A 17,961-nucleotide genomic window follows, 5' to 3' on the forward strand; every position below is an offset into this window, starting at 1 on the left:
AATGCCGGAGCGATTGCGGGCCGACTTGGTGCTGGAGTACCCGTTTACCCGCACAACTGGGCCGGTGATCGGCGGCTTTCTCACTGGTCTGCGTGAGGGAATGATCCTGGGCATCCGCAGATCAGACGGCACGGTGCTGTGTCCCCCCACCGAATACGACCCTGAGTCCTCTGAGCCGCTGACCGAATTCGCGGAGGTTGGTCCCGGTGGCGAGGTGGTGAGCTGGACCTGGGTGGATCCGCCCCGATCCCAGTCCCCGTGGGATCACCCCCACGGCTTGGGCTTGATCCAATTGGACGGGGCCGACACTCCCATGGTCCACGGGCTGCTGGTGGATGGCCCCGACGAGTTGTCAGTCGGGATGCGGGTGACGGCCAGATGGCGGCCTGAGAGAGAAGGCCATATCGCCGACCTCGAGGGCTTTGTGCCCGAGGGAGCAGACCGATGAGCGCCGACCCGAGCACTCCCCCGGCTGCGCTGTCGGGCGAGGTTCGCCTGCCCGAGAGGCTGGCCGACGTGGAGCTGGTGCGGTCGGTGCGAACCCCCATTCGCCTGGAATACGACTTCATACCCGGCTCGGCGTCATCGGGCTATCTGAACGCCTTTGCCGACCGCAAAGTCCTCGGCCAGCGATCCCCGGTGGACGGCGCGGTGTTCGTGCCCCCGCGGGGGGTGGATCCCCGTCACGGTGCGGCCACCCCGGAGTATGTGGAGCTTCCTGACACCGGCCATGTGGGGGGCTTCTGCGTGACTCGGCTGCCCATTCCCGGCCGAGATGACCTGGAGATCCCCTATGTAAGCGCCTGGATCCATCTCGACGGCGCCGACATCGGCTTTTTGGGTTTGGTGGCCGGGATCGATACCTCAGAGGCGCGGATGGGGATGCGGGTGCGGGCGGTGTGGAAGCCCGACGACCAACTGGGCCGCACCGCGGAGAACATCTTGTACTGGGAGCCCACCGGCGAGCCCGACATCCCGGTGACCGCCGCCGGCACCAACGCCTGGCACGCCAAGCAGGCCGAGGAAGACCAGGGCTGATGCGCGACGTAGCCGTGGTATCGGTGGCCCAGCACCAGCAGAAGGCCCTCACCGATACCACCGAGGTGGAGTTGATGGTGCCGCTGATCAACGAGGCCCGCGGCGGTGTGGGCCTCACCCAGGACGACATCGGCTTCACGTGCTCGGGCAGCAGCGACTTTCTGGCCGGACAGGCGTTCTCGTTCGTCCACACCCTGGACGCGGTGGGCGCGGTGCCGCCCATCAGCGAGAGCCATGTGGAAATGGACGGGGCCTGGGCCCTGTACGAGGCGTGGGTGAAGCTCCAGATCGGCGGAGTGGACACCGCGCTGGTGTACAGCTACGGCAAGTCGTCGCCCGGATCGCTGCGCGACGTGCTGTCCACCCAGCTCGACCCCTATTACCTGGGGCCGCTGTGGCCCGATGCCTTTGCCCTGGCTGCTCTCCAGGCTCGGATCATGCTGGAGTCGGGCGCGGTAAGCGAGCAGCGCCTGGCCGAGATCGCCGTGCGCAGCCTCAACGGAGCGGCCGACAACCCCCTGGCGGTGCGGTCCTCCGCCGAGGCCACCATCGACGGCGTTCTAGCCGAAGAGTTCATCGCCAACCCGCTGCGGCCCAGCGACTGCGCCGCCTCCGCCGACGGAGGCGTGGCCGTGGTGCTGGCCGCTGGCGACCGGGCCCGGGAACTTTGCGAACGCCCGGCGTGGATCACCGGATTCGACCACCGTATCGACCCCCACCAGCCTGGAGTGCGCGACCTGACCCGGGCGCCCAGCGCGCAGAAGGCCGCGGCCCAAGCTGGAGCGGGTTCCGACCACCTGGACGCCGCCGAGCTGGCCGCTCCATTCACAACCCAAGAGCACATATTGGAGCTAGAGCTGGGGCTGGGAGCCGACACTGCCGTCAACGCCAGCGGCGGGGCATTGGCCGGCCACACCATGATGGCCGCCGGCCTGATGCGCATCGCCGATGCCGCGGCCCAGATCCACGACGGGAGGGCCGACCGGGTGCTGGGTCACGCCGCCTCGGGCCTTTACCTCCAGCAGAACCTGGTGTGCGTGATGGAGGGGGAGTGATGGCCGAACGCACCGCAGTACTGGGGGTCGGCCAGACCAAGTACCAGACCACCCGAGGCGACGTGTCGCTGCCCGGACTGGTGCGAGAGGCCGCCTACCGGGCCCTGGAGGACGCCGAGCTGGGCTGGGACGACATCGACGCGGTGGTGGTGGGCAAGGCCCCCGATTTCTTCGAGGGGGTCATGCAGCCCGAGCTATTCCTGGCCGAGGCGCTGGGGGCAGTGGGCAAGCCGCTGTTGCGGGTCCACACCGCAGGCTCGGTGGGAGGCTCTACCGCCGTGGTGGCCGCCTCGCTGGTGCAAGCGGGCATCCACCGCCGGGTGCTAACGCTGGGGTTTGAGAAGCAGTCGGAGTCCAATGCCACCTGGGCGCTGTCTTTGCCCCAGCCGTTCTCGGTGTCGATCAACGCCGGGGCCGGCGGCTACTTCTCGCCCATCATCCGCCAGTACATGGCCCGCACCAACGCCCCTGAGCTGATCGGCTGCATGGTGGCGTTCAAAGACCGCCAGCATGCGTTGCGCAACCCCTATGCCCACCTGCAACAGAAGGATCTGACCTTCGACCAGGTTGTGGAGTCGCCCATGCTGTGGGAACCGATCCGGTTTTCTGAGACTTGCCCGTCGTCGGACGGGGCCTGTGCTCTGGTGCTGGGCGACGAGGCTGCCGGTGATGCCTCGACCAAACCGGTGGCTTGGATCCATGGCACGGCCCTGCGCAGCGAGGCCAACAACTTCCCCGGGCGCGACGAGGTCAACCCCCAGGCCAGCCGGGACTGCGCCGACGACGTGTTCGCCCAGGCGGGCATAACCGACCGCCGGGCTGATATCGACGCGGTGGAGATCTACGTGCCGTTCTCGTGGTACGAGCCCATGTGGCTGGAGAGCCTGGGTTTCTGCGAGATCGGCGACGGCTGGAAGCTGGTGGAGGAAGGCGCCACCCACCTCGACGGCGGCGATCTGCCGGTGAACTGCTCGGGAGGGGTGCTGTCGTCCAACCCCATCGGGGCGTCGGGCATGATCCGCTTCGCCGAGGCCGCCCTCCAGGTCCGGGGCATGGCCGGCGACCACCAGGTGGACGGCGCCCGCAAAGCCTTCGGCCACGCCTACGGCGGCGGCGCCCAGTATTACGCCATGTGGATCGTGGGCGCCGACAAGCCCACTTCCTGAGCGGGCAAGCTATTGGGGTGAGGCGCTTTACACGGGGTGGCGGATCTTCCGGCGAGCCGGCGGGTCCTGTCGCTCTACGGCGGCCTGGCGTGCTTCGCGTGCGCCAGGTCCGCCTCCGGCGCCACCCCCCGGCCCGCCTGGTTTCGCGGCTTTGGCCGCGTCAGGTCACTTCCTGGCCAGTTTGGGCGGCAGTGGTCTTATCGTTCTTTGTCTTGTTGGGGGCGTGTGGCAGCGACGACGAGGGCGACCTGGTGGCGTTCTGCGAGCTGGCTGAAGACAGGGTGGGGATGCAACCGGCCGAAGGCGAGGAAGACTTGGCCCAGCTAGACGCCCTTGAGGCAGCCGCCCCGCCCGACATCCGAGCCGCAGCCACCACCGTGGCCAACGCCTCCCGGGAGATCGACGAGATCGAAGACCTCCAAGAGCTGTTCCGCCGAGCCTTCGCCCTAGAAGAAGCCGTCACCCAAGCCCGCCAACAAATCCGCACCTACACCCAACACCACTGCTTGTAGGGTGCCTCAGTCGGCGGGTGGCGGGTTGGTTTGGGTTAGCAGGCCAGGGCGGTTCGCAGGGCGGTGCAGGCTTGGGCGAGGCGGTCTGGTCCGAGGGTGCAGATGCGTTCGAATTCTCCCCACCAGACTTCGCCGCGGCCGGGGGCGCTCACCAGGGTTCTTCTTCAATAGCCTGGCGTAGCGAAGCGAGTGCGGCTTGCGCTTCTGCCTCAGTCGGCGGGTGGCGGGTGTACCCGTCGACGATTTCCTGGTCGATCCGGCGCTGCTGCTCCGCGTGGGCGACCGCCTCGATGCCGGCCCGGATAGCTGCGGCCCGAGATTTATAGGCGCCGCCCGAAACGAGGGCGTCGAGATCAGCGAGCAGGGCCTCGGACAGTCGTACTGGTATCTGCCTAGTCTGCATCCCAAAAGTTATATCTATTTTGAGATGCATCAGTTCGAGCATCCCCCCTTTGGCCGGTCACCTCGATTAGGAGGTAATCATGTCACTGATGGAAAAGGAGAGGCCGCCGGGCAGGGCTAGGCGGCGGAGACATCTCCTTGTACCACTTGCCGAGAGGGGAGAGCGGCTGGGAAGCGCTGAGCGCCACTGTGGTCGACGCTTTCGAGGGGCTGTCAAACAGCCCCGGCCACTACGCCAACATGGTCAACCCCGACATCACGAGCATTGGCGTGGGCATCGCCATCTACGACCGCAAGGTCTACATAACCCAGAACTTCGCCGCCTACCGGTGAGCAGGCCTCTGCACCAGGGCTAGCAGGAACCTTGACAGACCGGCGGGCCCCGAGGTGTTCAGCGGCTTGATGGCGACAGGGCGGGGTTGGTTGGGTAGGGTCGGGGTGTCTTTTTGGGAGATGGGAGGAACCAATGGGATACCGGGTGGTCGTGGACTACGACCTGTGCGAGAGCAACGCCATTTGCATGCAGGTCGCTCCTGATGTTTTCGAGGTGCGCGACGACGACTTTTTGTACCTGTTGAACGAGACCCCGGGGGATGAGGCCCGCGAGCGAGTGAACGAATCGGTTCAGCGCTGCCCCAAGCAGGCCATCTCCGTCGCCGAGGAGTAATCCCCCGCTGCGCTCTCTAGCCATCGTCGGAGCCTCGCTGGCCGGAACCCGGGCCGCGGAGTCGCTACGGCGAGACGGATTCGACGGGGCCATCACCATCGTCGGCGATGAGCCCCACCAGCCCTACGACCGGCCTCCCCTGTCCAAACAGCTCCTCGCCGGAGAGTGGGAGCTCGACCGCATCGCGCTGTCTGACGATGAATCGCTCCAGGAGCTGGGCGCTGACTGGAGACTGGGTCGCCGGGCCGTGAGCCTCGATGTCGCCCGCCGGACTGTGACGCTGGACGACGGCTCAGCAGTCGCCGCCGACGGCATCCTCATCGCCACTGGGGCCCGTTGCCGAGAGCTGCCCACCAACGGCCTCGACGGCATCTACACCCTGCGGGGCCTCGACGATTGCCTGGCCATCCGCGCCGAGCTGGAGGCTACTCCCCAGCGAGTAGTGGTTGTCGGGGCCGGTTTCATCGGCGCCGAGGTGGCGGCCACCGCCCGGCAGCGGGGCCTGGAGGTAACCGTGATCGAGGCCCTGCCCGTGCCGCTGGGCCGGATCTTGGGCACCGAAGTGGGCACGGTCTGCGCCGAGGTCCACCGGGATCACGGAGTGGACTTGCGCTTGGGGGTGGGGGTCGACGGCTTCGACGGCCATGGCCGGGTGGAGCGGGTGAACCTCAGCGATGGCACATCGGTCGAAGCCGACGTGGTGGTGGTGGGTATCGGTGTGATTCCCAACACCGAGTGGTTGGAGGGTTCTGGGCTGACGCTCGACAACGGGGTGGTGTGCGATGAGACCAGCCTGGCTGCCCCGGGCATTGCCGCGGCCGGCGACGTGGCCCGCTGGCCCAACCGCATGTTCGGCGAGACCATGCGGGTAGAGCACTGGGACAACGCCATCGACCAAGGCCAGCACGCCGCCCGCCGACTATTGGCCTCCGACAACGAGGCCCAGCCCTACACCCCGGTGCCGTGGTTCTGGAGCGACCAGTACGACCGCAAGATCCAGTTGGCCGGGCGGGCCCGGCCCGACGACGAAGTGCGCATCATCACCGGTTCGACCGAAGAGCGGCGCTTTGCCGCTCTCTACGGCCGAGCCGGCCGCCTAGTGGGCGTGCTCGGATTCAACCGTCCCCGCCACGTAATGAAGTACCGCAACCTCATCGAGCAAGGCACGAGTTTCGATGAGGCAATCAAGATCGCCGAGCAGGAATAGCCATTCGCGGCCACGAGTTTCGAAGACGCGCTGGCGGTGGCAGAGCAAAGCGAATAAGAGTGGAGGCATGGGTACTCCCGGCGAGTTCCCCATCAGCGAGCTTGTAGCCCGCACCGGAGTCCCGGCTGCCTCCATCCACCACTACCGGCGGCTGGGTCTATTGCCCGCGCCCCGCCAGGCCGCCGCCAACCGCTTCCTCTACAGCCAGCGCCACGCCGACGCAGTCGAGCAGATCAGGGAACTGAGAGAGCGCCACCGCTTGCCGTTGCGCCATATCGCCCAGATCATGAACGCGGAGAACCCCGATCACGCTGAAGTGGCCAACTTGGCTGACAGCGGCGAGCAGCTTCGGGAAGTGGCCATCCAGGAGTTCGCCCTCAGGGGCTACACAGAGGTGAGCGTGGCCGACATCTGCACTCAAGCCGGTGTGGCCAAGGGGACCTTCTACCGCTACTACCGTTCCAAGCAGGACCTGTTCTTCCGAGCGGTGGAAGTTGTGGTGGACAACACCGCGGAAGAATTCGCCGCTTCGATCCACGGCGAGACCGGGTTGAGCCGCCAAGAGCTCACCCGCCGTCTGGCAGAATCGCTCCTGCCTGGCCTGCCCATCATGCTGGAGGTGGCCAAGCGATCGGTGCAAGGCCAGGTGGAGCATGCCGCCGCCGCCCAGCGGGTGTTCTGGCGGCTGGCCGAGCGACTTGGCGAGGCGCTGTCCGACGATCCCCGGGGGCACCGGCTCGCGGGCGCCCTCATTATGGACGCCATCGCCCACATTTTCGCCGAGGGCCTCATGGGTCGATTCGCTGATCGTCCCACCTTTGACGACTCCGGGGCTGTCAATGCCTTGACAGCCCCGGATTGAGCGCGTACAAAAAGGTGACCTGATGGTCACTCTTTTGTTTGCAATTGGGTAACAATTGTCAGAACATTGTCAAAAATGGCCCGGCTAGCTCGTTGACCAGCGGGTTAGCCCAGAAAGCAGCGGGGGCGTTGTGCAGACAGAAGTCGAGTTCGATCTGAACTCGATCATGACCCAGATGGGAAGCGAAAACTTCCCGGTTGTGCTGCGAGCTGTCCCGGCGCGCCCTCGGGCCCATCTGCTGGCCGTCTACGGATTCGCCCGATTGGTGGACGACATCGGAGACGAATACGACGGCGACCGTTTGGCCGCGCTGGACTGGGTAGAAGAGGAGCTCCATCGAGCCCGCAGCGGCGGTGCCACCCACCCGGTGATGGCCCGGCTCACCCCTCTCCTCACCAAATTGGACATCGACGACGAGCCGTTCCTAGCGCTCATCGAAGCCAACCGGCTGGATCAGCGCAAGCACCGCTACCAGACCCAGGCCGAATTGGCCGAGTACTGCACGTTGTCGGCCAACCCCGTGGGGCGACTGGTGCTGGCGGTTTTCGAATCGGCAACTTCCGAGCGCATCGCCCTCAGCGATGCGGTGTGCACCGGCCTGCAATTGATAGAGCACCTTCAAGACATCCGGGAGGACTACGTCGAAAAGGGCCGCATCTACTTCCCTGCCGACGAAATGGCCCGTTTCGCCGTGGACGAGGACGATCTTGTCGCGGCCCGGGCGCCGGAGCATCTCCGCCGTTTGGTGGCCCACCAGTGCGACACCGCCCGCGGGCTGCTCAGCCGAGGCGACCCGCTGGTGGCCTCCCTCAGCGGGTGGGCCAAGGTGACGGTGGCTGGTTATGCCGCAGGTGGATTTGCCACTTTGGATGCCATAGCCGGGGCCGACTACGAGGTGCTGAGAAAGCTGCGGACCCCTACAAAGGTCCGCACCGCGGCTCATGCGATTCGACTGGTTGCCCCCCGCAAAGTGGCTGATGCCCAACCGGTTCGCGCCGCGCGCAACGCCGTGGCCCGCTGGATGCGAAAGTGAAAACAGCCGACGCCTATCGGCGATGCGAGGAGATCACTCGGACCGAGGCCCGCAACTTCTCCTACGGCATCCGGCTGTTGCCCAAGCCGAAGCGCCTGGCCATGTCTGCCCTTTATGCCATGGCCCGGCGCATCGACGACGTGGGCGACGGTCCGCTCCCCCAATACGAAAAGCTGGCTCGGCTGGCCGAGCTGCGGGCCGACATTGACACGCTGGCCGACGGCGGCCTCAGTGACCCTGAAGATCCGGTGCTGGTGGGACTCGCCCACGCCACCGACCGGTTTCCCATCCCGGTGGCCGCCTTGAATGAGATCGTCGACGGGTGCGAACAGGACGCCGTGGGGAAGGTGTACACCTCCATCGAGGAGACAGAGCACTATTGCCGGCTGGTGGCCGGATCAGTGGGCCGCCTATCGCTGGGGGTGTTCGGCACTACCGGTGATCCCGATGAGGCCAGCGAGTTGGCCGATGTGCTGGGTGTAGGCCTCCAGCTCACCAACATCCTGCGCGACATCGTGGAAGACCGGGGCATGGGCCGGGTCTATCTGCCATCGGCTGACATTGATGAGTTCGGCTGCGCTCCGGATCTGACCGGGCCGACCGAAGCGGTGGGTGCACTGGTGTCGTTCGAGGCCGAGCGGGCTGAGCGGCGGTTCGCCGAGGGTCTGAAGCTGCTCAAGATGCTGGACCATCGCAGCCGGGCCTGTACCGGAGCGATGGCTGGGATCTACCACCGGCTGCTGGCCCGTATCGCGGCGGCTCCCACGGCCGTGTTGGAGGGTCGTATGTCCCTGCCCACCAGGGAAAAAGCCTGGGTGGCTGTCCGCAGCTTGGCCGGAGCATCCGTATGAGTTCTGCCGTTTCCCGCCGCCCGGGCGATCCGGACGCGGCGCCGCAGATTTCGGTGGTCGGAGGAGGATTGGCCGGCTTGGCCGCGGCAATTGCCTCGGCCGACGGCGGAGCCCGGGTGACGCTGTATGAGCGGGCTCCTCGGTTGGGCGGGGCCACCTGGTCGTTTCAGCGCAACGGCCGATGGTTCGACAATGGCCAGCACGTGTTCATGCGGTGCTGCACCGAGTACCGGTCGTTCTTGGATCGCTTGGGAGTCGCCGACCAAGTGACCGAGCAATCCCGGCTGTCGGTTCCCGTGACCCGCCCTGGTCGCCGTTTGGCGCGCATCTCTCGTTCCGGCGCTCCGGCCCCCCTGCATTTGGCCCGGTCGCTCCTGCGCTATGGCCCGCTGTCGGTTGCCGACCGACTCCGGGCGGTTCGCACCGCGCTGGCCCTGCGCCGCCTTGATCCCGACAATCCGGAAACCGATGAGATGAGTTTTGGGGGATGGCTGCGATTTCGAGGGGAGTCCGATCGAACCATTGCTGGTCTGTGGGACCTGATCTGCTTGCCCACCGTGAATCTGAGGGCCGACGATGCCTCGCTGAGCCTGGCGGTCAAGGTCTTTCGCACCGGGCTCTTGGACGATGCCGATTCCGCCGACTTGGGCTGGACTCGCGTGCCGTTATCGGCCCTCCACGGCGATGCCGCCGCCCAGGTGATCACCGCCCAAGGGGGGAGCATCCAGCTCCAAGCCCAGGTGGAAGCCGTGGGCCACGGCCCTTCGGTGACGGCGGACGGGCAACGGATCGACGCTGAAGCGGTGATCCTCGCTGTCCCCCACGACACGTTGGACAGCTTGCTGCCTCCCGAAACCGTCGCTGGGCAAGCCGACCTGGCCGACCTCGGGATCTCTCCCATCGTCAACGTGCATTTTGTGTTCGACCGCCAGATCATGGACGTGCCGTTCACCGCGGCCCTTGACTCCCCGGTGCAGTTCGTGTTCGACCGCACCGAGGCCGCCAACTGGGCCGAGGATGAGCAGGGGGAGGCCACTGGTGCCCATAGCCGCGGCGAGCAAGTCGTGGCCGTATCGCAGTCGGCGGCCTTCGATGAGATCGGCGACCGGCCCGCCGAGATGATCGAGCGCTATCAGTTGGCGCTCGCCGATCTCTTCCCGCTCTCGGCCGAGGCCGAGGTGTTGGATGCAGTGGTGACCCGAGAACATCGGGCTACCTTCGCCGGTCGTCCCGGTACCCGTCGGCTTCGTCCCGGCACGACCACGGCCATCGACGGTCTGTTTTTGGCTGGAGCGTGGACCGATACCGGCTGGCCGGCCACCATGGAAGGTGCGGTCCGCTCCGGCAACCAAGCGGCCCTCATGGCGCTCAATTACTGCCGTGGCACTGACGCGTCGACGCCGGTCTGGCAAGACCAACGAGAAAGGACGATTGCATGAGCGGTGGATCACCGACCCCGGCCATTCTTGATCGGGCCAAGAATCTGGTCGACCCCGCCATCGCCGCGGCTTTGGGCGGTTTGTGCGACGAGCTGAGGGTGCCCGCCGAATACCACTTTCAAGGGCGGGGCAAGGGAACCCGCCCGGCCCTGGCTATTTTGTCGGCCGAGGCTGTCGGGGCACCCTCGGATACCGGGGTTCCCGGAGCAGTGGCCATCGAGCTGATCCACGACTTTTCGCTGATCCACGATGACATCATCGACAACGATGCCGAGCGCCGGCACCGGGCCACGGTATGGGCCAAGTTCGGCATCGGCGTTGGTGTTGTTGTGGGAGATGCCCTCCACGCATTGGCCTTCGAGGTGTTGATGTCCGACCCCACCCCTCCTCGGGTCAAAGCAACCAAGCACTTGGCTAACGCGGTCTCGGGCATGATCACGGGCCAGAGCATGGACATGGCCTTTGAGGAGAGGTCCAACATCACCCTGGAGCAGTGCCTGGCCATGGAACAGGGCAAGACTGGGGCGCTTTTGTCATACGCCTCGTCAGTGGGGGCAATCTTGGCTGGGGCCGACGACGAAGTGGTCGAGGGATTGGCCGCCTACGGTTCCCACATGGGGATTGCCTTTCAGGCGGTGGACGACCTGCTGGGGATATGGGGCGACCCTGAGCGCACCGGGAAGCCCGCAGGGGCTGACCTGCGGGAGCGCAAGAAGTCGCTGCCGGTGGTTATCGCCCTCAACAGCGGCACGTCGGTAGCCGGTGAGTTGGCTGATCTCTATGGCCGTCCTCATTTGGAAGCCGAAGACATAGAGGCGGCCCGAGCCTTAGTGGATGTGGGGGGCGGACGGGAGGGCGCCCAGGCGCTGGCCCGGACCCACCTCGACTTGGCGATGTCGGCTCTCGACTCCGTTACCCAAAACGAGTCGGTAGTTGCCGAGGTGGTGGAGGAGATGTGCTCTCTGGCCCAGTTCATCGTAGGGAGGGATTTTTGATGGGAGCCGAGCAGTCTCTGACCAGGGCCCGCGACCGGCTCCTGAGTCTCCAAGACTCCGATGGGTGGTGGAAGGACGAACTGGAGACCAACGTGTCCATAGAGGCCGAGGATTTGTTCCTCCGTGAGTTCTTGGACATCTCCGACCCGGAGATCACCCGGCAGACCGCGAACTGGATCCGCCACAGCCAGCGGGCCGACGGCACCTGGTCCACCTACTTCCAAGGCCCGGCTGATCTGTCGGTCACTGTGGAGGCCTACTGGGCGCTCCGCTACGCCGGTGATCCGGTCGACGCCGACCACATGGCGAAAGCGGCCGCGTACATTCGCTGCGAGGGTGGCCTGGAGCGCAGCCGGGTGTTCACCCGAATCTGGATGGCGCTGTTCGGCCTGTGGCGGTGGGAGGATCTGCCCGCGCTGCCGCCTGAGGTGGTCCTTTTGCCCAAGAAGGTTCCGCTGAACATCTACGACTTCGCCTGCTGGGCCCGCCAGACCGTGGTGGCGTTGACCGTGGTGGGGGCTCACCGTCCGGTGCGGTCGATGGGGATCAGCTTGGACGAGATCCGCACCGGGGCCACTCCCCCGGAAAGAGAGCTCGCCCCGATCGGGTCTGTGGCCCGGCGGTTCCAGCGCCTCGATCAGGTGCTACATCATTACGAGAACCGTCCGCATCGGCGGTTGCGGGAGTGGGCACTCAGTCGAGCCGAGCAGTGGATCATCGCTCGACAAGAGTCCGATGGCTGCTGGGGAGGCATACAGCCTCCGTGGGTTTACTCGCTGTTGGCCCTGTACCTGCGGGGCTACTCCCTGAAGCATCCGATCTTGGCCCAAGGACTCGAAGGGTTCGACGCCTGGACCATTGTCGAAGACGACATGCGCCGACTGGAGTGCTGCCAGTCGCCGGTGTGGGATACCTGCCTGGCACTGGTGGCGCTGGCCGATGCCGGTGTTGCACCTGACGACCCCCAGATGGAAGCCGGGGCCCTTTGGCTGCTGGAACAGGAGGTCCATGTGGTGGGCGACTGGGCTGAACGGCGTCCCCATTTGGCCCCCGGCGGGTGGGCGTTTGAGTTCGAGAACAGCTTCTACCCTGATCTGGATGACACCGCCGAGGTAGCCCTGGCCTTGCGCCGCATCCACCATCCCGACGCTAAGCCGGTGCAAAAGGCGCTGGAGCGAGCGGTGGTGTGGACCCAGGGAATGCAGTGCTCCGACGGGGGCTGGGCGGCCTTCGACGCCGACAATTGCTCCCCGCTGGTGGCCGAGCTGCCCTTCTGCGACTTCGGAGAGGTCATCGACCCGCCGTCGTCGGATGTGACCGCTCACGTGGTGGAGATGCTGTGCGAGTTGGACGCCGACGGGCTGGGCCTGCCGGTGGACCGTCAGGCAGTGGACCGCGGGGTTGAGTGGCTGAGCGCCGAACAGGAGGCCGACGGATCCTGGTACGGGCGATGGGGGGCCAACCACATCTATGGCACTGGCGCGGCCGTTCCGGCACTCATCAGCGCAGGGGTGCCGACTGACGACGACCGGGTGGCGCGGGCCTGCCGGTGGCTGGAGTCGGTGCAGAACCACGATGGCGGCTGGGGTGAGGACATGCGCTCGTATGTCGACCACAACTGGCGGGGTCGCGGGGAATCCACCCCGTCGCAGACCGCGTGGGCGCTTTTGGCGTTGATCGCGGCAGGTCGAGCTGACGGGGAGCCAGCTCGGGCCGGGGTGGCTTGGCTGGTGGACAACCAGCGCCCTGACGGCGACTGGGACGAGCCCTGGTACACCGGGACCGGCTTCTCCGGGGACTTCTATATCCGGTACCACCTGTACCGCCTGGTTTTCCCCGTGATGGCCTTGGGCCGCTGGGTGCGGGCAACGAGCGGTGGAGAGTGACCCTGATGGTGCTTTGTCCACTGGCCATGGAGGCCCGAGCCGCACGAAGGGGCCTCCGCCGGGATGGCGGTGGGGCGACCGTGGTGTGCACGGGCATGGGCCCCAAGCCGAGCCGCCGAGTCGAGCAGCATAGCGGGCCGGTGGCGGTGGTCGGCATGGGCGGGGCGGTGGTTGAGGGCATCGCGCCCGGCGATGTGGTGGTTGCCACCGAGGTGTCGGCCGCCGATGTCGTCGCGATCGGACTGCCCGAGGCCGAAGCAGTGGCCAGGTGCCTGGAAGAAGCCGGGTTCACCGTGCACACCGGTCCCGTCGCCAGTGTGTCCAAGCTAGCCGTCGGCCCACGCCGACAGGAGCTGGCCGAGCAGGGCGCGGTGGCGGTCGATATGGAGTCGGCCTGGCTTTTGGAGCATCATCGCGGTCCAGCGGCGGTGGTTCGGGTAGTTACCGACACCCCCAGCCGGGAACTGCGGTCTCTGACTGCCCCGGTAAGGATCAACCGAGCGCTGCGCACCATTCGACGATTGACGCCAGTGCTGACCAAGGAGGTTTGCTGACATGCCCATCCCGATGAGACAAGCGGCCAAGGTTGGCGCCTATGTGTTCAAGAACAAGCTGCGCCGCCGGGAGAAGTTCCCACTCATCGTGGAGTTGGAGCCGCTGTTCGCCTGCAACCTGGAGTGTCCCGGCTGCGGCAAGATCCAGTATCCCACCGAGGTGCTGCGCAAGCGGGTCAGCGTGGACGAGGCAGTGGCAGCCATGGAGGAGTGCGGCGCCCCGATGGTGTCCATCGCCGGGGGCGAGCCGCTGCTGCACCCCCACATCGACGAGATGGTTGACGAGCTAATCAAGCGCAAGAAGTTCGTGTACCTGTGTACCAACGCGGTGCTGCTACGGCGCAAGATCGACAAGTTCAAGCCGTCGCCCTACTTCTCGTTCGTGGTCCACGTGGACGGGCTGAAGGAGCGCCACGACCTGGCCGTGGCCCGCGAAGGGGTGTTCGACGAGGTCGTGGAGGCAGTCAACGAGGCCAAGGCCAAGGGATTCCGGGTCACCACCAACAGCACGTTCTTCAGCACCGACAGCCCCGAAGACGTGCGCAGCGTGCTCGACTTCTTGAACGACGACCTCGAAGTCGACTCCATGATGATCTCGCCGGGGTACGCCTATGAGAAGGCCCCCGACCAAGAGCACTTCTTGCCGGTGGAGCAGACCAAGCGCTTGTTCCGGGACGCCTTCTCCGAGGGCAAGCGCAAGAAGTGGCGGCTGAACCACACGCCGCTGTTCTTGGACTTCCTCGAGGGCAAGGTGGAGTACGAGTGCACCGCCTGGGGGATCCCCAGCTACTCGGTGTTCGGCTGGCAGCGGCCCTGCTATCTGATGTCCGACGGCTACACCGAGACCTACCAGGAGCTGATCGAGACCACCGACTGGGACAGCTACGGCCGTGGCAGAGATCCCCGCTGCGACAACTGCATGGCCCACTGCGGATACGAGCCCACTGCGGTCTTCGCCACCATCAAGTCGGTGAAGGAGTCGGTCAGGGCCGCGGTCGGGACCAACTAGCCTAGGCCTTGTTGGACTCGACTTCGCAGATGGACGTTTATCTGTTGGCGTTCAAGATGCTGGGCGACGATCAGGGGGCCTTGGGCAACAGGGTGGCCACCTAGGAAGTCTTGGACTTCGGCGGCTAACTCGGGGGTGGAAAGTGCGCTGATGCCGCCGAGCATTCGGGGGATGATGGCTGAGGGGAGGCGTTGGTTGATGCCGTCCCAGTGCTCGGCGATGAACGCCCAGGCTTGGGGGCCGAGGCCGCGGTTTTCCAGACAGCCCCGCAGCACGAAACCGGCGTCCTGGCTGCGTACCGTGCCGTCGAGGGTGGCGGCCAGGGTGCGGTCCATGAGCCTGGGGGCGTCGAAGCTGGTGAGCGCCATCAGATAGCGCAGCTCAAGCTGCGGGGTGGGGGCGCTCTTGTAGCGTCGGCGGATCTCCTCGTAGTCGGCCTCGTCTCCGGTGGCGGCGACCACGGCGATGGCGGCCGCAGCCAGGGCGGGGTCGATGCCCTCGTCGGCCATAAGCGCCCGGCATCGGGCGATGGCCTCGGCGTCGTTGCCCTCCACGGCCCGGGTGCGGGCTAGCACGCCCCGCAATTCGCCGATGCGGTCGTTCTCACCGGTGGCGGGCTCCCAGCCCACCCCGCCCCACGCCGGGCCGACCATGGCCCTCACTCGAGCCTGGAGTCCAGCCCGCCCGTCGTTTGGAGCCATGTGGTCGAGAGTGCCCAGCGTGCCGGCCAGCCGGCGCCATACGGCCAAGTCGTCCTCGGTGGCGGCAATGCGCTCGGCGAACTCCATGTAATCGGCCACGCCCATCCGGTTGGCCACCGTCAGTGCCCATTGGTCGTCCACCAGCACGTATCGCTGGAGCGGGTCCAGCTCGGGGCCGCCCTCTAGCAGCCGGTCGAGCAGGTCGCCTTGGTAGGCCACCCGGTAGAAGCCATCAGCCGTTGGATTTACCATGACCCAAGAAGGCTTGTCGGCGTTCAGTGCGACCGGATTATCCAGCACCAGCCGTTCGCGGTGTTCTCCGTTGTCGGTGCCCACCGCGGCCACCACCGGCACTTGCCAGCGGGTATCGTCGGGCTGGCCGTCGTAGCGGAATCTGCTTTGGCTGAGCGTGATGATGCCGCTGTCGTCGGCTGAGGCGGTCACCACTGGGTGGCCGCCCTGGAAGATCCATGAGTCCATCACGTCTCGGGCTGGCTCGCCGGTGGACTCGGAAAGGGCATCCCACAAGTCGTGGGTCTCGGTGTTGGCGTAGGAGTGGCGCTGGAGATAGTGGCGGACCCCGTCGCGGAACTCGTCGGCCCCTAGGTACTGCTCCAGCATCCGCACCGCGGCGGCGCCCTTCTCGTAGGTGAGCAGATCGTACATGCCCTCGGCATCAGCGGGGGAGACCACCGGGTACTCGATAGTCCGGGTGGCGGCGAGGGCGTCCACGTCGAAGGCCGCCGCCCTCGACAGTCCGAATGCCAGCCACCGCTTCCAGTCGGGGCGGTAGGCGTCCACCGCCAGCATCTCGCAGAACGTGGCAAATGCCTCCTTCAGCCAGATGCCGTTCCACCATTTCATGGTCACCAGGTTCCCGAACCACATGTGGGCCAGCTCGTGGGCGATCACGTCCACCGCGGTCTGCCGTTCCTGCTGGGTGGAGCTGTCGGGGTCTATGAGCAGCAGGATCTCTCGGAAGGTGACGCAGCCCATGTTCTCCATGGCCCCGAAGGCGAAGTCGGGGATGGCCACCAAGTCGAGCTTGTCGCCGGGGTAGTCGATGGCGAAGTAGTCCTCGAAGAAGTCGAGGCAAAACGCTCCGGCGTCCAGGGCGAACTCGGTGAGGTGGCCCTTGCCCACGGGGTGCAGGACCCGCAGCGGCGTGCCGTTCACGTCCACCGGTTCGGTGGCTTCCAGCGGGCCGACAATGAATGCCAACAGATAGGTGGACATCTCCATGGTGGGGGCGAACTTCACCGCCCGGCGCCCGTCGTCTGTGGGCTCAGAATCGACCTCCGCCCCTGAAGACACCGCCATCAGGTCGTCGGGCACCACCAGGGTCACCTCGAAAGTCGCCTTGAGATCGGGCTCGTCCCAGCACGGAAACGCCCGCCGGGCATTGGTGGATTCGAACTGCGTGGTGGCGATCACCCGCTCATCGCCGTCGTCGTCGGTGAACGTGGATCGATAGAACCCCCTTAGCTGGTCATTCAGCGTCCCGGTGAACGTCAGGCTCAGCCGGGCCGGCCCGGGCGAAACCGGCTCACCCAGCCGCAGCACCGCCCGCTCATGCTCTTCGTCGTAATCGATGCCGGCCAGCGCCACTTCGTTGAGGTCCCCGCCGGCAATCTCCAACTCAGCCGCATTGAGCACAATCTCGCCCACCGGCTCCAGCACCTCAAGATCCACCGACACCGCCCCCGCAAACGAAAACTCCTCCAGATCCGGCTCCAACCGCAACTCATACCGCCGCGGCACCACCGTCCGAGGCAGCCGGTAAGGGTTGGATGCGTCCTCGGCCATCGGCTGAGACTAGATGACGTGGTTTCGCAATTCTGCGCGGAAATCAACGCGGCAGACAATCACTCCTGTTTCCGCTGTCGAGCGTTATTCCCCTAGGGAGGCTGAATACTCGAAGTCGATGTCGTTTGTTTCCTTTGCGATAGCTAGTTGCTAGCATAATGCAACATGAGAACTCTGTACTTGCGTAATGTGCCTGATGAAGTTGTGCATCGCCTTGAAACTCTGGCGGGTCGTGAGGGGTTGTCGGTGTCGGCGATGGCGGTGCGGGAGTTGGCCGGTTCTACTCGGCGGGCTGCCAACCCGCTGCTGCTTGGCGACTTGCCCAGTCTGGGTATCTCGACTGCTGAGATTTTGGAGGCGCTCGACGAGGGCCGCGCCGACCGGTGATCGTGGTCGATGCGTCGGCCGCCGTGTCGGCGCTGCTGAGCGATGGCGATGGTCGGCGGATGGTGAGCGAGAGCCGCTTGGCCGCACCGCACTTAGTGGATGCTGAGGTGGTTCAGACCCTCCGCAAACTGCTGATTCGCGGGTCATTGACCACCCGAGAAGCAGAGCGAGCGGTGCAGCGGTGGAGTCGGCTGGGGGTGGAGCGCTTCCCGCTGGTAGGGCTGGTGGCCAGGATGTGGGCCCTTCGGGACAATGTGTCGGCCTATGACGCGGCCTATGTTGCTCTTGCCGAGGCACTGGACTGCACCCTGCTGACTGCCGATGCCCGACTAGCCGCCGCCCCCGGCACCAGCTGTCCAATCACTGTTGTGCCGAGCTGACGTAGGACCGA

The 17,961-nt window shown here is 66.0% G+C and carries 20 protein-coding genes; 18 read left to right on the forward strand and 2 right to left on the reverse strand.

The window, feature by feature from the left end; genetic code table 11:
• Position 1 precedes the first annotated feature (1 nt).
• From ACOOGG_RS03415 to ACOOGG_RS03435, 5 genes are all read left to right on the forward strand, one after another.
• Entirely contained in the window at positions 2-448 is a 447-nt protein-coding gene (locus tag ACOOGG_RS03415; RefSeq protein ID WP_420432299.1) for a Zn-ribbon domain-containing OB-fold protein, read from the forward strand.
• Positions 445-1,038, forward strand: a complete 594-nt coding sequence (locus tag ACOOGG_RS03420; RefSeq protein WP_420432301.1) for a Zn-ribbon domain-containing OB-fold protein — start codon at positions 445-447, stop codon at positions 1,036-1,038. The genes ACOOGG_RS03415 and ACOOGG_RS03420 overlap by 4 nt, the downstream gene beginning before the upstream one ends.
• Positions 1,038-2,093: a lipid-transfer protein gene (locus tag ACOOGG_RS03425; protein WP_420432303.1), complete on the forward strand. Its 1,056-nt coding sequence runs from the start codon at positions 1,038-1,040 to the stop codon at positions 2,091-2,093. Before ACOOGG_RS03420 ends, ACOOGG_RS03425 begins: the two co-directional genes overlap by 1 nt.
• Positions 2,093-3,259, forward strand: coding sequence for a thiolase domain-containing protein (locus ACOOGG_RS03430; RefSeq protein WP_420432305.1), 1,167 nt, complete (start codon positions 2,093-2,095; stop codon positions 3,257-3,259). Before ACOOGG_RS03425 ends, ACOOGG_RS03430 begins: the two co-directional genes overlap by 1 nt.
• A gap of 191 nt (positions 3,260-3,450) precedes the next feature.
• Positions 3,451-3,771, forward strand: a complete 321-nt coding sequence (locus tag ACOOGG_RS03435; protein WP_420432307.1) for a hypothetical protein — start codon at positions 3,451-3,453, stop codon at positions 3,769-3,771.
• Between the two features lie 148 nt (positions 3,772-3,919).
• Here ACOOGG_RS03435 and ACOOGG_RS03440 read toward each other — a convergent pair whose 3' ends face one another.
• Positions 3,920-4,174 (reverse strand): hypothetical protein, encoded by a 255-nt coding sequence (locus ACOOGG_RS03440; RefSeq protein WP_420432309.1) that lies wholly within the window; start codon positions 4,172-4,174, stop codon positions 3,920-3,922.
• A 146-nt stretch (positions 4,175-4,320) separates the two neighbouring features.
• Here ACOOGG_RS03440 and ACOOGG_RS03445 point away from each other — a divergent pair, with 146 nt between their 5' ends.
• From ACOOGG_RS03445 to hpnH, 11 genes are all read left to right on the forward strand, one after another.
• The gene (locus ACOOGG_RS03445; protein WP_420432311.1) at positions 4,321-4,506 is read left to right on the forward strand and encodes a CAP domain-containing protein; all 186 of its coding nucleotides are present in this window, start codon (positions 4,321-4,323) and stop codon (positions 4,504-4,506) included.
• Between the two features lie 133 nt (positions 4,507-4,639).
• Positions 4,640-4,840, forward strand: coding sequence for a ferredoxin (locus ACOOGG_RS03450; protein WP_420432313.1), 201 nt, complete (start codon positions 4,640-4,642; stop codon positions 4,838-4,840).
• A gap of 22 nt (positions 4,841-4,862) precedes the next feature.
• Positions 4,863-6,047, forward strand: a complete 1,185-nt coding sequence (locus tag ACOOGG_RS03455) for an NAD(P)/FAD-dependent oxidoreductase (protein ID WP_420432608.1) — start codon at positions 4,863-4,865, stop codon at positions 6,045-6,047.
• 67 nt (positions 6,048-6,114) lie between these two features.
• Positions 6,115-6,909: a TetR family transcriptional regulator gene (locus ACOOGG_RS03460; RefSeq protein WP_420432315.1), complete on the forward strand. Its 795-nt coding sequence runs from the start codon at positions 6,115-6,117 to the stop codon at positions 6,907-6,909.
• Between the two features lie 130 nt (positions 6,910-7,039).
• Complete coding sequence (gene hpnC, locus ACOOGG_RS03465) at positions 7,040-7,942, forward strand: squalene synthase HpnC (RefSeq protein ID WP_420432317.1); 903 nt, start codon at positions 7,040-7,042, stop codon at positions 7,940-7,942.
• Positions 7,939-8,793 carry a phytoene/squalene synthase family protein gene (locus ACOOGG_RS03470; protein WP_420432319.1) on the forward strand — a complete coding sequence of 285 codons (855 nt, stop codon included), beginning with the start codon at positions 7,939-7,941 and terminating at the stop codon, positions 8,791-8,793. The genes hpnC and ACOOGG_RS03470 overlap by 4 nt, the downstream gene beginning before the upstream one ends.
• Positions 8,790-10,232: a hydroxysqualene dehydroxylase HpnE gene (gene hpnE / locus ACOOGG_RS03475; RefSeq protein ID WP_420432321.1), complete on the forward strand. Its 1,443-nt coding sequence runs from the start codon at positions 8,790-8,792 to the stop codon at positions 10,230-10,232. The genes ACOOGG_RS03470 and hpnE overlap by 4 nt, the downstream gene beginning before the upstream one ends.
• Entirely contained in the window at positions 10,229-11,227 is a 999-nt protein-coding gene (locus tag ACOOGG_RS03480) for a polyprenyl synthetase family protein (RefSeq protein WP_420432323.1), read from the forward strand. The genes hpnE and ACOOGG_RS03480 overlap by 4 nt, the downstream gene beginning before the upstream one ends.
• Entirely contained in the window at positions 11,227-13,113 is a 1,887-nt protein-coding gene (shc, locus tag ACOOGG_RS03485; RefSeq protein ID WP_420432325.1) for a squalene--hopene cyclase, read from the forward strand. Before ACOOGG_RS03480 ends, shc begins: the two co-directional genes overlap by 1 nt.
• A 5-nt stretch (positions 13,114-13,118) precedes the next feature.
• Positions 13,119-13,667, forward strand: coding sequence for a hypothetical protein (locus tag ACOOGG_RS03490; protein WP_420432610.1), 549 nt, complete (start codon positions 13,119-13,121; stop codon positions 13,665-13,667).
• Between the two features lies 1 nt (position 13,668).
• Complete coding sequence (hpnH, locus tag ACOOGG_RS03495; RefSeq protein WP_420432327.1) at positions 13,669-14,676, forward strand: adenosyl-hopene transferase HpnH; 1,008 nt, start codon at positions 13,669-13,671, stop codon at positions 14,674-14,676.
• Here hpnH and ACOOGG_RS03500 read toward each other — a convergent pair.
• The gene (locus ACOOGG_RS03500; protein WP_420432329.1) at positions 14,673-17,183 is read right to left on the reverse strand and encodes a M1 family metallopeptidase; all 2,511 of its coding nucleotides are present in this window, start codon (positions 17,181-17,183) and stop codon (positions 14,673-14,675) included. The two genes, hpnH and ACOOGG_RS03500, sit on opposite strands and share 4 nt — an antisense overlap.
• Positions 17,184-17,348: 165 nt before the next feature.
• Here ACOOGG_RS03500 and ACOOGG_RS03505 point away from each other — a divergent pair, with 165 nt between their 5' ends.
• Together ACOOGG_RS03505 and ACOOGG_RS03510 are read left to right on the forward strand one after the other, a co-directional pair.
• A complete protein-coding gene (locus ACOOGG_RS03505) occupies positions 17,349-17,570 on the forward strand; it encodes an antitoxin (protein ID WP_420432331.1) in 222 nt (73 codons plus the stop codon).
• Complete coding sequence (locus ACOOGG_RS03510) at positions 17,567-17,950, forward strand: type II toxin-antitoxin system VapC family toxin (protein WP_420432333.1); 384 nt, start codon at positions 17,567-17,569, stop codon at positions 17,948-17,950. The genes ACOOGG_RS03505 and ACOOGG_RS03510 overlap by 4 nt, the downstream gene beginning before the upstream one ends.
• Positions 17,951-17,961 lie beyond the last annotated feature (11 nt).

Origin of the sequence: Candidatus Poriferisocius sp. (genome assembly GCF_965214065.1) — a bacterium.
GTDB lineage: Bacteria > Actinomycetota > Acidimicrobiia > Acidimicrobiales > Bin134 > Poriferisocius.

Coding starts and splice junctions, on each gene's coding strand:
- ACOOGG_RS03415 (WP_420432299.1), top strand. CDS start 2: ATGCCGGAGCGATTGCGGGCCGACTTGGTGCTGGAGTACCCGTTTACC.
- ACOOGG_RS03500 (WP_420432329.1), bottom strand. CDS start 17,183: ATGGCCGAGGACGCATCCAACCCTTACCGGCTGCCTCGGACGGTGGTG.
- ACOOGG_RS03480 (WP_420432323.1), top strand. CDS start 10,229: ATGAGCGGTGGATCACCGACCCCGGCCATTCTTGATCGGGCCAAGAAT.
- ACOOGG_RS03505 (WP_420432331.1), top strand. CDS start 17,349: ATGAGAACTCTGTACTTGCGTAATGTGCCTGATGAAGTTGTGCATCGC.
- ACOOGG_RS03420 (WP_420432301.1), top strand. CDS start 445: ATGAGCGCCGACCCGAGCACTCCCCCGGCTGCGCTGTCGGGCGAGGTT.
- ACOOGG_RS03440 (WP_420432309.1), bottom strand. CDS start 4,174: ATGCAGACTAGGCAGATACCAGTACGACTGTCCGAGGCCCTGCTCGCT.
- ACOOGG_RS03430 (WP_420432305.1), top strand. CDS start 2,093: ATGGCCGAACGCACCGCAGTACTGGGGGTCGGCCAGACCAAGTACCAG.
- hpnE (WP_420432321.1), top strand. CDS start 8,790: ATGAGTTCTGCCGTTTCCCGCCGCCCGGGCGATCCGGACGCGGCGCCG.
- hpnH (WP_420432327.1), top strand. CDS start 13,669: ATGCCCATCCCGATGAGACAAGCGGCCAAGGTTGGCGCCTATGTGTTC.
- ACOOGG_RS03490 (WP_420432610.1), top strand. CDS start 13,119: ATGGTGCTTTGTCCACTGGCCATGGAGGCCCGAGCCGCACGAAGGGGC.
- shc (WP_420432325.1), top strand. CDS start 11,227: ATGGGAGCCGAGCAGTCTCTGACCAGGGCCCGCGACCGGCTCCTGAGT.
- ACOOGG_RS03425 (WP_420432303.1), top strand. CDS start 1,038: ATGCGCGACGTAGCCGTGGTATCGGTGGCCCAGCACCAGCAGAAGGCC.
- ACOOGG_RS03450 (WP_420432313.1), top strand. CDS start 4,640: ATGGGATACCGGGTGGTCGTGGACTACGACCTGTGCGAGAGCAACGCC.
- ACOOGG_RS03460 (WP_420432315.1), top strand. CDS start 6,115: ATGGGTACTCCCGGCGAGTTCCCCATCAGCGAGCTTGTAGCCCGCACC.